Genomic DNA, 14,235 nt, shown 5'->3' on the forward strand with positions numbered 1-14,235 from the left:
TAGCGGCTGTTCAAATTCCCCAGCGTCTGCTCGGTCAGCCGATACTGCGAATCCTTCTTGTTCCACTCGTCCGCGAGAGCTTCCAGATAGGTGATCGCCGACAAATACCCGTCCGCGGCCTCACCCGACGCGATCGTGTCCATGAACGACTTCGTCAGATTCTTGTCCATCGTATTCTTGTCGTTCTCCGACGGCGAGATCAACAACGACGGCTTCTCTTTGCTCTCTGTCCCCATCTGATACATCAGGTACCGCAGCTCGTCGTTCGCCACGGAAATAGCCGTTCTCAAATCGTTCGACACTGTGGACTTCGGCGGCACTGGAATTTCCAGTTCGAAAGAATTGATCTTATCGCCCACCCCGGGCGCATCCTGGTCACCGAGGAATTTAGTCCATGGCAGGGGCAGGTTCCGGTCGTCTGACGCAAATCGGTCGAACACCGGCAGGCCATCCTGCCATTTGATATGGAAAGCCGTACCGTCGGCGAGGTAGTCGATACCAATTTCTTTGTACTTGTCGAAGGGCCAGCCGTCGACGCGTATGGGATCATCGGCGCTGTCCGGGTTCACCTGGTATAGGGTGATGTCTCCGCCGGGGTGATCCTGCGTGGAGTAATATCCCGACTCCGGCGGGTGGTCCGACTGGTGTAGTTTGTGGTCCTTGGACGAGTACCAGTAGTAAGTGGTCATAGTGCCTCTGAAGAAAGGGTGTGCCGGCCGCCACCTGATTTGCGACGAACATGTCTGCCGCCCAGTTGCGTGGCGTGGTGCCCAGAGTGCGCGCACCGAATCCAAAACTCTCGCGGTTCGCAACCAACGCGGTCCTCGGCAGAGCCGAAGATTCGACAAAGCGGCGTCGTCCTATACACCGTTAGGATTCTAAGTCGCACAAGGTGTCGTTCGGATCAGTGAAGTCGCCAGTTCTCGGCGTTGGTCACCCGGTACCCCGCAGAATTACTGCTGGAGGAGTATGCCCCGAAAGGTCGTGCCCCCAATTTAGGGGTATCGCTGGTGTCGACGCTGGAACAGCTCATTCTCCATCACCTGTCTATTGTCAGCGGTCGGTATTCCGCTGGTCGTGCTCGTATGGGCGGTGTGGTGGCCTGTATAGACGCCGCGTATCTGCTGTCGACGGAAGGCGGCGCGTGGACCGGTCCGTGACAGGGAGGTGTCAGGTCGGCATCAGGGGCGTGTCAGGCGGGGCGGCGACAGTGTGTACATCGAACAAAACGGCCGGGCCACAAGGGGTCCGGGCGACACGACCGATGAAGGAGTACACGCCATGACCATCACTCTGACCGACCAGGACAAGTCCACCCTGCGTGTTGCCGCCTACGGCGCTGTATCGCTGATGGCCGCCGCGGGCACCTCGGCGCACCGGGCGGCGACCGACGGTACCGTCGCGCTGGCGTCGGCGACCGGGTTGTCCGGGCACGTGCTCGCGGCGAAGTCCAAGGACATCAAGCTGACGGGGAAGACCGTCGCGGAACTCGCGGACCAGGTGCTCCCAGCCCTGACCGCGGCCGTGACCCTGCTCGAGCAGCAGGATCCGGCGGAGGCCGACAATTTCCGCAATACGGTCACCGTCGCTGTGGAGACCGCCGCCCGCACTCGGCAGGGGCAGCCCGGCCCGGCTGTGGTCGAGATGGCTCGCAAGATCACCGCGGCCCTGGCCTCCTGATGTGCCGCCGGGAAGCGGTGGTCCGAATTCCCTTCCGGTCACCGCTTTCTCGGCGCGGGCAGGAGCCGACTGCGCGGCGATGAGCTATTGGCCGTAGGAGTAGCGGAGGTCGGCGAACAGCAATTTGTTGATGCGATAGCGAAGATGTCCGGTCTTGCTCCGATCCGGTGCCGGTTCTTCGGCCAGCATCGTGTACCGCAGGCACGTATCCGCCCCGTCGACCTCGAGATCGAATTGCACTCGAACGTCGGCGCGGCTCGGCCACAAGGATGACCACGTCACCGTCGTCGGCTCCACGGCCGCCAGTACCGCGGGCTCCACTTCGTCCGCCCGCAGGTTCAGCCACGGCCGAGCACCCGGCCGCGTCGGCTTCGTGAGCGACCCCCAGACAACATGCGCGGGTGCGGGCAGCCTCCGGGCCCTGCGCCCGATCGTGATCACCCAGCCAGCCTAACCAGCACGGATCCATGACCGGGTGTTCACGGGGTCGTGTAGATGCTGTGCAAGTCGACCAGCAGAGGATTGCCCTGTCCCGGGTCGAGACTTGCGGCTCTGAGGTTCTCGTCGAACCCGGCGCCGCTGACGAACCGCGTCAGCCCGTCCCACTCGCGCTCCCGGTTGAACACTCGCTCCGGCTTGACCAGAGGTTTCATACTCAGAACTCTTATAAGTACGGCTATAAGGCTGGGGATCGCGGTTGGGGCGATGCCTGTGCGGGTGGTTTTCGCTGGTGGTGATGCTTCGTCGGGCTGGGCGTGGGAAAGTAGGATTCGCCGCCGAGGAGTGAGGTCGAGATGGACCTGTCCTGAATCGGCGCGACGAGCAGGAGAGATCGGTGAGCCAGCCCTCGCAGTCCGACGCGGACACGTTGCGTGCGCTGCTGTCGACGCTGGAACAGCTCATCGTCCAGGCTTCTCTGACTGTCGACGGATTGAAAAAGGCCATCGCCGCCGCCGAAAGTCGCATGGGTGACGCTCGCGGCGATGTGCAGACTGCGGCAGTGATATCCGGCCCGGCGGCTCGGGATGCGCCGCCGCCGGGTGCGGTGGACGTGGGGAGGGCCGGGGATACAGCGGTCCGAGGCGTCATGCCGGGCATGGTGGTATCAGGCGCGGTGTCGGCAGCGGCAGGCGCGCTGCGCGATGTAGTGGCCCGTGTGGAGGTCCCGGGCGCAGCGGCCGGGGATGCGGCAGTCCGAGGTGCGGCACCGGATGCAGTGATCCAAGATGCGGCGGCGGGCGCAGCACCTCGAGGTGCGGTGCAGGGTGCAGCGGTCCGAAATGTGGTGCCGGGCGCAGCAACCCGAGGTGAAGTGCCGGACGCGACTACTCGAGGTTTGGTGCGGGAAAGGGCGGTGCGGCGGGGGATGCTCGGTACGGCGGCGGGACCGCCGACGCAAGGGACGAAGGTCGGTTCGGCGGGGCGTGGGGCGCAGGGCTCGTCTGTGCGGGACGTGCGGCCTGATTCATCAGAGGCTGTGCAGAATCAGAAGTCCGTCGCTGCGTCGCCAGCGGGTGCGCGGGCTGGGAAATCCGGTCCGACACCGTGGTCGAAACGTTCCGCAGGTTTGGGGGGAGCCACATCGGCGACGGTGGCTCAGTCGCCGATGGCTTCCGCGTCCGCTGCCTCGACCGACACCAATTCGGCCGTAGGAGAGCCCGATTCGCGTCGGCCGGTGCGCAAGCCCGATCCGCGGCACACCCACGCCTACGGCACCGCCAAGCCCCTGACGCCCGGCCGCCTGCAAACCGGGCGTCTGTCGGCCCAACCTCCGCCCAGAAGACCTCCCCGGGCCAGGTTTCCATCGACGGAGCCGCCCCCGGGCGAGCCCCTGTCGGCCGACCCGTCATTCCCGAATGTTCCACAGCCGCAGCCACCTTCGAAGGAACCGTCGCCAGAACAGCGCGCCTATCCTGAGCCTGCCCCGGCTGCCCAGTCGTCGACGAACGTCTTGCCGCCCAAACCTGCGTTGAAGGAGTCTGGTCCGGAGAAGGGGATCGTTGACGCGGCTGCGCCCGGCGAGCCTCGGCCGACGGCGGGTGTGCGTGGTGGGCCGGTATTGGCTGATCCCTCGTCGGCAGAACTGCTACGTCCTCGCCCTACGCTGAAGGAGTCTCGGCCGGACGAACAGATCATTGGCGCGGCTGCACCGGGCGGGCCTCAGTCGATCGAGGGCGTGCATGGAGGTCCGGTATTGGCCGATCCGTCGTCGGCGGAGCTACTACGCCCTCGGCGTGCGTTGAAGGCATCCTCGTCGGAGGAAGATGTCGTTGACGGGGCTGCGCCGGGCAGGCCTCGGTCGGTGGACGGTATGCGTGGTGGTCCGGTGCTGGCCGATCCGTCGTCGGCTGAGTTGCTACGTTCTCGCTCGGCGCTGAAGGAGTCTCGGCCGGAGGAAGAGATTGTTGGTGAGGGGGTGCCGGGTCGGCCTCGGTCGGCAGAGGGCGTGCATGGTGAGCAGGTGTTGGCCGATCCATCTTCGGCAGCGCTTTTGCGGCCTCGCTCCGCGTTGACCGAACCGACATCGGCTGTAGGTGTTCGTGGTGGTCCGGTGTTGGCTGATCCGTCGTCGGCTGAGTTGCTACGTCCTCGCCCTGCGTTGAAGGAGTCTCGGCCGGAGGAAGAGATTGTTGATGAGGCTGTGCCGGGGGTGCCTCGGCCGACGGCGGGTGTGCGTGGTGGTCCGGTATTGGCTGATCCCTCGTCGGCAGAACTGCTACGTCCTCGCCCTGCGCTGAAGAGATCTGAGCCGGAGGAAGGGATCATCGGCGGGGCTGTGTCGGATGCCCCTGGTGGTGCGGTGTTGGCCGATCCGTCGTCGGTGGAGCTTTTGCGTCCTCGCCCTGCCCGACAGGACTCGTGGTCGGAGGGAACCGGCCGTGACGGGGCTGTGCTGGGAGATTCTCCGTCAACGGAGGGTGTGCGTGGTGGGCCGGTGTTGGCTGATCCCTCGTCGGCGGACCTGCTTCGGCCTCGGCCTGCGGTGGAGGAAGGGCTTCGTAATGCGCCGGTGCTGACGGAGTTTCGGTCGGAGGAAATTGGCGGTGGGGGTGTGCTGGCCGATCCGTCGTCGGCGGGGCTTCTGCGACCCCGCCCCGCGCTGAAGGAGCCGCTGCGTGAGGAAGGCGTCCGTGGCGGGGTTGTGCTGGGTGAGTCTCTGGCGGCGGCGGATGTGCGTGGCGGGCAAGTGTTGGCCGATCCGTCGTCAGCGGATCTTCTCCGGCCGCGCCCTGCATCGAACCGATCGCCTTCGGCTGAGCATGTTCATAGCGGGAAGGTGTTGGCTGATCCGTCGTCTGCGGATCTACTTCGGCCGCGGCCCGCGTCGAAGCAGTCCACTTCGGCTGAGCATGTTCATAGTGGACCGGTGTTGGCCGATCCGTCCTCGGCGGACCTCCTGCGGCCCCGCCCTTCTCGGACCGGGCAGCGGGCGGCGGGCGAACCTGTGCCGGGCGACCCTCGGTGGTCGCAACCCCCCGGCCAACCGCCCCAACTCGCACCCCCCGAATTGCCGGCCCCTCAGCAGCCATCGCCTGTCCGCAGCCTCGAGATCATCGGATGCGATCGGGACGGGCTGGATCCGCGCACCGCTCGCGTGATTGCCGCGGCCCTCGACGACCTGCATGCGAAGTACCCGATCCCGGTGCGCGGCATCGAGATCAGCGAACCCGGGGGCGGCGTGGTGCAGCGGACGGGACCCGGGCCGTGCACGGAGGACGCCCGCGGCTTCTGGCTCGTGTTGGACCGCACCCTGATCCAGCCGGACCACTCCGAACAACCGCGGGGGCGCTGGTCCAGACGCAAGTTCGAGCGTGCCGTGTATGCGGCTGTCGTGCGCGAATACGGCCATGCCCTCGACCGGGCCGGCGGCTTCGGTGCGCACGAACTGGCGTGGCAGACCGCGCTCACCGATTCGTTGCACGGGGGCGCCTACAATCCGCTGGACCCTGCGCGGGCACTCGTCGACGGCTTCACAGAGGTCGTGCTGCAGGGCAAACGCGCCGGGAAGACAGCCAGGATTCTGCACGACGCATTGGCCGGATCGGTGCCGAAATACCCTGCCGCAGAGTCGAATTCGCAGCTGGTCAGGTGAAGCGTCCGATCGCGACCAGGACGGCGACGACGAAGAACGCGACATTGGACAGCGACCGGCCGTATTCGGCACGGCGAAGGTGAGTGGCGAACCCGCCGACCATCACCAGCGCGAGCCCCACCGCCGCGATCGGCGTGAGCACCGCGGCGACACCGGTCGCCCAGGGCAGCACGACTCCGGCGCCGCCCAGCACCTCGACCACACCGATCCCGCGCACCGCACGCTCCGACAGGTCGTCGACCCACGGCATCGGGCCGCGCAGCTTGTCCTTGGGTACGGCGACCTTGGCGAGTCCGCCGACAATGAAGGACGCGGCGAGGACGATCTGCCCCACCCACAGCCAGCTGTTCATCAGTTCTCCTCAGGGTGCAGCCAGGCGGCCGCCACCGAATTCGCGACTCGGTCCACGAGGGCCGAGTCGTTGTCGCCGCCGAGCAGGTGCAGCCACAGGAATACCGGTCCGGCGAATTGTGCGTGCGCCCAACGCAAGTCGGGCATCGCGGTGAGTTCGTCACGAGCGACCGCCTGCGTGGCGACCCGGCGAATGAGCTCCTGCTCCGGCAGCAGGCAAACCTGTTCGAAGACGCTCTGCAACGAGCGGTCGTGCAGCAGATCGACCATGATCTCCGGCAGCACCGCCCGCACCCTCGGATGGGCCATTCGCGTGACGAAGTCCGTTGCCACATCGCGTAAGTCGCCACGCAGGCTACCGGTGTCGCGGTACTCGCGCGGCCGCAGATCACCGATGAGGTGGTGCAGCGCCAGCGCCGCCTTCGACGGCCACCGCCGGTACAGCGCGGCCTTGCCGACCCCGGCCCGGACCGCCACGTCCTGCACCCGCAGCCCGGCGTAGCCGACCTCGGCCAGAAGTGCGAGGGTGGCCTCCCGCACGGCTCGGTCGGTGTCGCCGGACAGCGGACGTCCCGGACGCGCCGGAGAGGTTTCGGAACTCACGGTTCCGAATCTAGCACATACGGAACCGGGAGTTCCGTAAGAATTTCCTTCGTGCATTCCCGCCCGCGATGTCCGAAACTGAGGGACAGCTCCGACGTACCTGGTGAGAGGCGCCGACGGGGCGCCGGTCGAAAGGAGTGACCGTGAAGTACATGATCCTCAGCTATGGCTCGCAGCAGGACTACGACGGCATGGGCGGGTCCGGCAATTCCGCCTGGACCCCGGAAGATTTCGCGAAGCTGGCCGAGTTCATGACGGCGTTCAACCGGGAACTGGAGGAGTCCGGCGAGTTGGTCGAGACTCGCGGTCTGGCCGCACCGGTGCACACCCGCCGCGTCGGCAACCGGGACGGCTCGGCGTTCGTCACCGACGGACCTTACGCCGAGACCCAGGAGGTGCTCGCCGGGTACTGGATCGTCGAGTGCGAGAGCTTCGACCGCGCCACGGAGATCGCGGCGCGGCTGCAGGGTTGCCCGGCGCCGAAGGAAGCCTACGACCGCGCCTACGCCGACATCCGGCCCATCATGGAGTCCGCGGACGAGATCTGATGTCCCGCACCGAATTCGACGACCTGCTGCGCGAGTTGGCGCCGCAGGTCCTCGGTGCGCTGGTGCGCCGCTACGGGCATTTCGACGCCGCCGAGGACGCGGTGCAGGAGGCGCTGCTGGCGGCCGCCACCGGCTGGCCGGTCGAGGGCTTGCCGGAGCGGCCGCTGAGCTGGCTCATCACCGTCGGTGCGCGGCGACTGACCGATCTGCTGCGCAGCGAGCAGGCGCGACGAGCGCGCGAGGACGCCGTGGTGCACCGGCGCTTGCCGGACGAATGGCTGTCGCCGGCGGCCGACCGGCCCGCCGATGCGGACGACACGCTGATCCTGCTGTTCATGTGCTGTCATCCGGCGCTGTCCGCGTCGTCGCAGGTCGCGCTGACGCTGCGTGCCGTCGGCGGCCTCACCACCGCGGAGATCGCCCGCGCCTTCCTGGTGTCCGAGGCGACGATGACCCGGCGCATCACCCGGGCCAAGAAGGTGATCGCGGACAGCGGAATTCGATTCGCGGCACCCTCGCCGTCCGAACGCGATGAACGGCTCGCGGCGGTGCTGCACGCGTTGTACCTGATCTTCACAGAAGGGTACGCGGCGACGTCCGGGGCGGAACTGCATCGGGCCGAATTGTCTTCGGAAGCAATCCGTTTGGCCCGACTGCTGTATCGGCTGCTGCCGGGTGAGAGTGAGGTTGCGGGCTTGCTGGCACTGATGGTGCTGACCGACGCCCGCCGTCCGGCGCGCACTGGTCCGGCGGGTGAGCTGATTCCGATGGAGGAACAGGACCGGAGCCGTTGGCGCGCAACCGATATCGCCGAAGGTGTCGAGCTGATCACCGCGGCCTTGCCGCAAGGCGCGGTCGGCCCTTATCAATTGCAGGCAGCCATCGCGGCGCTGCACGACGAAGCACCGGATTACGGCTCGACCGACTGGCCGCAGATCACCCTGCTGTACGAGCGGCTGCTGGAGTTCGGCGACAATCCGATGGTGCTGCTGAATTACGCTGTGGCCGTGGCGATGTCCCGCACACCCGCCGCGGGTCTGGCTATCGTCGAACAGGTCGCAGGGCGGCTGCCGGACGACCACCGCGTCGACGCTGTGCGGGGACACCTGCGTGAGATGCTCGGCGACCGCGATGGTGCCCGAACCGCCTACCGCGCGGCGGCCTCGCGGGCGAGAAGTCTTCCGCAACAGCGCTATCTGAACGTTCGAGCGTCGCGACTCGGCTGATAGCGGCAAGGGGGCTGAGCCTGGATATTGCCCGGCCGTTGAGCGTCCTCGGGTTATCGCTGTCCGTTCGATGCCCGTGGGCATTTGTTGCTCCGGACGCAGCGCGCTGTCGAGGTTTCGCGAAACACCGCATCGGGACACCCGAACACCGTCAGCCGAACTTCCCGCACGTGGTGTCGAGCCAACGTTGCGCTAACGACGCCGCATGCGATTACGATGTGGGCGCTCGGAGACGGGGGGACCGCTGACGCGGAACCGGATCGTCGTGGTCCGGGTGCGTGACAGTGGTAATCGGGGAGGCGAAACAATTTGATACGACACATACGGCCGCGGTTCGTGGCACTTGCGGGACTGCTCGTGCTGGTCGTGGCGCTGGCCGGATGCGGCGGCGAGTCGACGGGCACCGCGGTCCAGCAGGCCGGGGTCACCGACTCCGGCAATCCGTGGGAGGTGGCCGGCGCGACGCAGGGCGGCGGGCCCAGCGGCCCTCGCTCCGGTGTGCCGGACGCGCCGTTGCAGGCGGAGAACGGCGACGGCGGTGAGATGGACCGCTTGGCGCTGAACACTCTGTCGGATCTCCAAGACTATTGGAGCGCCGAGTATCCGAAGTTCTTCAAGGGCGCGTTCAAGCCCGTGGACCGCTTCATCTCCTGGGACGCACGCGCTCCCGAGGAGCAGGCGGTGAAATTCTGTAAGTCGACGACCTACCGCATGGTCAACGCCGCTTACTGCAAGCTGGACAAGACCATCGGCTGGGACCGCGGCAAACTGCTCCCGCTGATCACCGACAAGTACGGGAAGATGGCGGTGGTGATGGTGCTCGCCCACGAGTACGGTCATTCGCTCCAGGATCAGGCCCGGCTGAACGGATTCTTCACTCCCACACTGGTATTGGAGCAGCAGGCCGACTGCTTCGCCGGAGTGTTCCTGCGTCAGGTGGCGGAGGGCAGCTCGGCGCACTTCACGCTGAACACCACCGATGGGCTCAACGGCGTGCTGGGTGCGGCGGTGGCCGTTCGCGATCACGATCCGGAGGGTAAGAACAACTCGCACGGTTCGGCGTTCGAGCGGGTGACCGCGGTGCAGATCGGCTGGCAGGACGGCACCGAGGGCTGCAAGACGATCAACAAGAAGGAGATCAAGGAGCGCCGCGGCGGGCTGCCCACCAGCTTCGAGGAGGACGACCAGGAGAACCAGCTGCCGGTCGATACCGTGTCGCTCGATCTGGTCGCGCAGGCGCTGGGCCGCATCTACCCGATGTCGCAGCCGCCGCGGTACGACTACTCCGGCGTCGTGCGGGACTGCCCGCAAGATACCGCGGTGGAACCGGTGTCGTTCTGCCCCGCCGCCAACAAGATCGGGGCCAACGTGCCGGGACTGGCCGCGCGAGCCGGGGCGCTGCCGGGTGCGGACGAACCGCTGTCGGCGGTGGTGGAAGGCAATTACAACGCCTTCCTGGTGTTCATCTCGCGCTATGCCCTCGCCGTGGAGAAGGACCGGAACATGCCGTTGTCCGGCGCGGAGTCCGCGGGCCTGCGCACCGCGTGCTTGTCGGGGGTCATCACCACCAAGCTGAGTGACCCGGCCAGCGATCCGCGGCTGACGTCTGGGGATCTGGATTCCGCCGTGTCGGGCCTGCTGTCCGACGGTCTCGCGGCCAGCGACGTGGACGGCAAGCTGGTGCCCAGCGGCTACCAGCGGCTGGAGGCGTTCCGGACCGGGGTGCTCGACGGTGAGGATGCCTGCCTGGCGACCTACAAGTAGCCGCCGATCCATTCCCGCGACACTCCGGATTCACCGGCCGCGCCGAGGATGGGTCTGTGACGACACTCGGGCCGTGGGCGGCCGGTAGCGCTCCGGCGCTGCTGGCCGCCCTGCTGTTCGCGGTGTCGGCGGCGTGGCAGCAAGGTAGTGCGCGCGGGGCAGCGCTCGCCGTGGGGGAGGCGTCCGGGCTACTGGCCGCGGCCGGGATCGCGCGGGCCCTGCTGACCGACCGGCGCTGGTTGCTCGGGCAAGCGTGCAGCGTTGCAGGTTTCCTTTGTCACGCAACGGCTTTGCGGTACGGGTCGATTTCGACCGTTCAGGCTTTGCTGGTGGTGCAGTTGCTGTTCGCCCTGCCGTTCGCGGCTCGGCGTCGCCGGATCCGGCTGCTGGCCCGTGACTGGGCGGGGACCGTCGCGGTGTGTTGTGGGCTGGTAATGCTTGTGGCGCAATCTATTCCGCTCGGGTCGGTGCACGTGGATCGGCTTCCGATCGCGGGGTGCTTCGTCCTTGCCGCGGTGCCGGTGCTGCTGGTGGCGGGTCGTGTCCTCGGCGGCACCCAGTCGCGATCGGCGTTGACCGCGATGGCGGCCGGATGCTGCTTCGCCACCACCGCCGTGTTCGTCGCGGTCGCGACTCCCGCACTGCCGCAACTGCATTGGGCGTGGCTCGGGGTGCCGTTCTCGACGGTGATCGGGGGCGTGCTTACTCAGGAAGCCTTCGCTCGTGGGTCCCTCCCCACTGCTCTCACCACCATGACGATCACCGATCCGGTCCTCAGCTACGCTGCGGGGCTCACCTTGTTCACCGCCTCGGCGTACCCGCATCCGTTGCCTCTCACGGTCGCTGCCGCCACGGTGATCGCCGGTGTCGTGCTGCTGGCGAATTCCCCTACCCTGCACGACGAACGGGATCCGTCGGCCGTGGTCGCGGTCGTGGTCGCGGGAGGACCGAGCAGACCGGCTGAGTCTGGCCGGAAGTATTTCTAGCAACGCTAGACAAGCTTGCGGGTCGGCTGATATCGTTGCTTCACATTCTAGCGACGCTAGAAGATGTCGAATATCGAGGAGTGACCGACATGATCTTTACCAGCAATGAACAGCAGTTCCTCGCGGAAGCCGGGATCGGTCGGCTGGCAACGGTGTCGCCGGACGGCGTTGTGCAGAACAATCCGACCGGCTATCGGGTGAACGCCGACGGCACGATCGATATCGGCGGCATGCGGATGCGTTCCACTCGGAAGTACCGCAATGTAGAGGCGGGCAGCCGGGTGTCGTTCGTTGTCGACGAACAGGTTTCCTTGGAGCCGTATGTGATTCGCGGTATCGAAGTGCGCGGTACTGCTGTGGCGCTCGATGACGTGGAGCCGCCGTTCCCGCCCCAGGAGCGTGCGGTCATCCGGATTCGGCCCGAACGGGTTATCTCGTGGGGGATCGACGGTGGGTCCTTCGACTTCACCAGTCGTGGCGCTTAGCGGTCGGTGGTCGGGTCTTCTCGGGCAAGTCGTTCTGTTCGGCGAAGGTCAGGCTTCGTTGCTGCCGACTTTGTGCGGAGCCGTTACGCGGAGCGTAAGGCGGGTTCGAAGTTCTCGTGGAGGGTGAGCATTCCGGTGACCGTGCGGGACCACGGGAAGCGTTCGGCGCTGCGGCGGGCAGCGTGGCGGCGTTGTGCGGTGGGGAGGGATAGGAGATCGCGTGTCGCGGCGGCGAGACCGGTTGGGGTGCCGTCGCATTCGAGGCCGGAGCCCGGATCGCCGAGGAGTTCGCGGGCAGCGCCCGCGTGCGGAACGACCACCGGGGTGCCGCAGGCGAGGGCTTCCAGTACGGCCAAGCCGAATGTTTCGGCGGGGGAGGGGCATAGGGCGATATCCGCTGCGGCGATCATGTCTGCTATCGCCTTTCGGCCGGGGACATAGCCTTCGAATCGCACCGGCAGTTCGGCTGCGAGGGTCTCGAGGTCGCCCCGGAGGGGGCCGTCGCCGACCACGGTGAGTTCGGCGTCGATTCCCTTGTGCCGCAGCAGTTGTAGTGCCTCGATCGCGCGCTCGGGGTGCTTCTCGCGGGACAGTCGGCTCACCAGGATCAGTTGCGGCTTGCCGGGGACGGTCGCCGGGTTGTCGCTCGGCCGGAAGGTGTCGAGATCCACGCCGAGCGGAATGCGGTGCACGTTGCGCGCGCCGATCCGGGTGAATTCGGCACGAGCGAATTCCGAGGTGACGACGATGCGTTCGACCCTGGACGCGAGCCGTCGATTGGCCAGGTCGGCGGCGGTGACGAGCGGGAATCCGGGCGGGACGCGGGTCCGCAGGATGGCGTCGATGCGCTCGTGCGAGAACAGGATCAGTGGCACGCCGGTGCGTCGAGCCCACGGCGCGAGCCACCGCATACTCAGCTTGTCGCTGCACTCCAGCACGTCCGGGCGCAGCCGCTGCAGCAGCGGGCGAGTGCGCCGGGCGGTGAGCACGTGGTACCCCGCGCCCCCGAACCGCAGTCCCCGCACGGTAATTCGCCGCCCTGCCGATGTCCCCTCGTCCGCGTCGACCACCCCCGGCACCACCAACACACGGTCATGCCCGGCGGCCACATAACCCCGCCCGATCTCATCGACACAGGTACGCAGGCCACCCGAGGCGGGGGTGTAGAAGTTCGCCAACTGAACGATCCGCATCAGAGAACCCCTGACGTGGAACGTGCGCATGTTCCACCGAAGGCCGACCGGCGACGCCTGGGTGTGAGTCGGTGGGCGAGTACAGAATTGAGGGGATGCGCGGTACGGATGTCTCTGAGCTGAGAGCGCTCGTGTGTTGTGCGGGTGGTCTCGGATTGGGCGACCATGCGGGTGTTCCCGGAGAGGGTGACCGTGTGGGTGGTGCGGGTCTTCCCGGAGAGGGCGAGCGTCTTGGTAGTGCGGGTGGGATGAGATTGGCTGCCGTGCGGGGTGCGGATATCCCCGAGCCGGGAGCGTCTGTGCGCGGTGCGGATGGGCTCGGGTGAGGAGCAGCTGTGCAGGGTGCGGATCGTATCGAGCTGGGAGTGCTTATGGATGGAATGGATCGGCCCGGGGCGGGAGCGTCTGTGTATGGGCAGGAGGGGCGGTTTGGGCTGTCTTCGATGTCCCGTGGGCGTCTGGGTAGGCGGAGTGGGAGAGGTGGTCTGGGATGTCACCCGATCACCTCGGCGTAGGTGGTGGCGTTTGCGCCGGCCGATAGTGCTGCGTCTATCGCGCGGAGGGCGGCGTCGCGGAGGCCGGGGCGGTGCAGGTCGTCGGGATGTAGTGCGATGCGGACGAAACCGCCGTGGGTTGCGGTTCGGTGGGAGAGTGCCTGCATCAGCCGGGCGGCGGTGCGCTCCCCGCTGCCGCCGGGTCGCTGGGACAATGCGAAGCCGCGGAACCGCTTGCCGCAACGCAGGTCTCGGACGCCGAAATGGTCCGTGGTGTGTGAGAATCCCGCCCGCTGCAAGGCCCGCTCGGCGGCAGGTGAGGCCAGCCAACCGGGCGGTGTGAACCCGGTTGTGCTCAAACCGAGTTCGTTCATCACCGCCGTGGCCCGCCGCAGCCGCGTATCGGCCGCTTCGGTGTCCAACGCGGCGAACTCGGCGGCGCCACGGGCGATCAGCCGGGCGATCGCGCGCCGAGGCAACGCACCCGTTCCCGGAGCGCGATGCTCCCAGCCGTGCATCATGATCTCGTCACCGTGCGCACGTCGTGCCCGCAGGAACGTCGCATACTCCGGCGCGTCGGCCAAACTCGTTCCCCGCCACGGCCCGGGAATCACCAACAGCGACACGGGAATTCCGAACGCATCGGCATCCGCGCACCAACGTTCGGTCTCGGCGGCGGTCGCCGGAGCCACGTCATGGATACTCACCACCAAGCGTGCAGGCACGCGCGCACGCTAGCAGCGCCCGGTTGCCGCCAGCTGAACAATTCCGGTCACCTTGCGGGCCGGTCGGGATCAGCGGGCCCAGTACTC

14 protein-coding genes are annotated in these 14,235 nt (G+C 67.0%); 8 read left to right on the top strand and 6 right to left on the bottom strand.

Annotation, left to right across the window (positions count from 1 at the left end):
- Nucleotides 1–1,010 precede the first annotated feature (1,010 nt).
- Together ACFMRZ_RS33850 and ACFMRZ_RS33855 are read left to right on the top strand one after the other, a co-directional pair.
- Complete coding sequence (locus tag ACFMRZ_RS33850) at nt 1,011–1,160, top strand: hypothetical protein (protein WP_400182272.1); 150 nt, start codon at nt 1,011–1,013, stop codon at nt 1,158–1,160.
- A 121-nt stretch (nt 1,161–1,281) separates the two neighbouring features.
- Nucleotides 1,282–1,680, top strand: a complete 399-nt coding sequence (locus tag ACFMRZ_RS33855; RefSeq protein ID WP_280275953.1) for a hypothetical protein — start codon at nt 1,282–1,284, stop codon at nt 1,678–1,680.
- An 84-nt stretch (nt 1,681–1,764) separates the two neighbouring features.
- Here the strand turns inward: ACFMRZ_RS33855 and ACFMRZ_RS33860 are convergent, their stop codons facing one another.
- The gene (locus tag ACFMRZ_RS33860) at nt 1,765–2,121 is read right to left on the bottom strand and encodes a hypothetical protein (RefSeq protein ID WP_400182273.1); all 357 of its coding nucleotides are present in this window, start codon (nt 2,119–2,121) and stop codon (nt 1,765–1,767) included.
- A gap of 38 nt (nt 2,122–2,159) precedes the next feature.
- Nucleotides 2,160–2,333 carry a hypothetical protein gene (locus tag ACFMRZ_RS33865; protein ID WP_400182274.1) on the bottom strand — a complete coding sequence of 58 codons (174 nt, stop codon included), beginning with the start codon at nt 2,331–2,333 and terminating at the stop codon, nt 2,160–2,162.
- Between the two features lie 2,942 nt (nt 2,334–5,275).
- Here ACFMRZ_RS33865 and ACFMRZ_RS33870 point away from each other — a divergent pair.
- Nucleotides 5,276–5,773, top strand: a complete 498-nt coding sequence (locus ACFMRZ_RS33870; protein ID WP_400182275.1) for a hypothetical protein — start codon at nt 5,276–5,278, stop codon at nt 5,771–5,773.
- Here ACFMRZ_RS33870 and ACFMRZ_RS33875 read toward each other — a convergent pair.
- Nucleotides 5,766–6,125: a DoxX family protein gene (locus ACFMRZ_RS33875; RefSeq protein WP_400182277.1), complete on the bottom strand. Its 360-nt coding sequence runs from the start codon at nt 6,123–6,125 to the stop codon at nt 5,766–5,768. The genes ACFMRZ_RS33870 and ACFMRZ_RS33875 overlap by 8 nt on opposite strands.
- Complete coding sequence (locus ACFMRZ_RS33880; RefSeq protein ID WP_400182278.1) at nt 6,125–6,727, bottom strand: TetR/AcrR family transcriptional regulator; 603 nt, start codon at nt 6,725–6,727, stop codon at nt 6,125–6,127. The genes ACFMRZ_RS33875 and ACFMRZ_RS33880 overlap by 1 nt, the downstream gene beginning before the upstream one ends.
- A gap of 152 nt (nt 6,728–6,879) precedes the next feature.
- On the opposite strand from ACFMRZ_RS33880, the gene ACFMRZ_RS33885 reads away from it, so the two are divergent.
- The 5 genes from ACFMRZ_RS33885 to ACFMRZ_RS33905 all read left to right on the top strand — a co-directional run bounded on the left by ACFMRZ_RS33885 (nt 6,880) and on the right by ACFMRZ_RS33905 (nt 11,736).
- Nucleotides 6,880–7,275: a YciI family protein gene (locus ACFMRZ_RS33885; RefSeq protein ID WP_400183033.1), complete on the top strand. Its 396-nt coding sequence runs from the start codon at nt 6,880–6,882 to the stop codon at nt 7,273–7,275.
- Nucleotides 7,275–8,501 (top strand): RNA polymerase sigma factor, encoded by a 1,227-nt coding sequence (locus tag ACFMRZ_RS33890; RefSeq protein ID WP_400182279.1) that lies wholly within the window; start codon nt 7,275–7,277, stop codon nt 8,499–8,501. The genes ACFMRZ_RS33885 and ACFMRZ_RS33890 overlap by 1 nt, the downstream gene beginning before the upstream one ends.
- Before the next feature lie 336 nt (nt 8,502–8,837).
- Nucleotides 8,838–10,265: a metallopeptidase gene (locus ACFMRZ_RS33895; RefSeq protein WP_400182280.1), complete on the top strand. Its 1,428-nt coding sequence runs from the start codon at nt 8,838–8,840 to the stop codon at nt 10,263–10,265.
- A gap of 56 nt (nt 10,266–10,321) precedes the next feature.
- A complete protein-coding gene (locus ACFMRZ_RS33900) occupies nt 10,322–11,251 on the top strand; it encodes a DMT family transporter (RefSeq protein ID WP_400182281.1) in 930 nt (309 codons plus the stop codon).
- Between the two features lie 89 nt (nt 11,252–11,340).
- Entirely contained in the window at nt 11,341–11,736 is a 396-nt protein-coding gene (locus ACFMRZ_RS33905) for a PPOX class F420-dependent oxidoreductase (protein WP_400183034.1), read from the top strand.
- Between the two features lie 83 nt (nt 11,737–11,819).
- On the opposite strand, the gene ACFMRZ_RS33910 is transcribed toward ACFMRZ_RS33905, so the two are convergent.
- Nucleotides 11,820–12,929: a glycosyltransferase gene (locus ACFMRZ_RS33910; protein WP_400182282.1), complete on the bottom strand. Its 1,110-nt coding sequence runs from the start codon at nt 12,927–12,929 to the stop codon at nt 11,820–11,822.
- A 493-nt stretch (nt 12,930–13,422) separates the two neighbouring features.
- Nucleotides 13,423–14,148, bottom strand: coding sequence for a DUF2334 domain-containing protein (locus ACFMRZ_RS33915; RefSeq protein WP_400182283.1), 726 nt, complete (start codon nt 14,146–14,148; stop codon nt 13,423–13,425).
- Between the last annotated feature and the right edge of the window lie 87 nt (nt 14,149–14,235).

Source organism: Nocardia sp. N2S4-5 (assembly GCF_044628355.1).
GTDB lineage: Bacteria > Actinomycetota > Actinomycetes > Mycobacteriales > Mycobacteriaceae > Nocardia > Nocardia wallacei_B.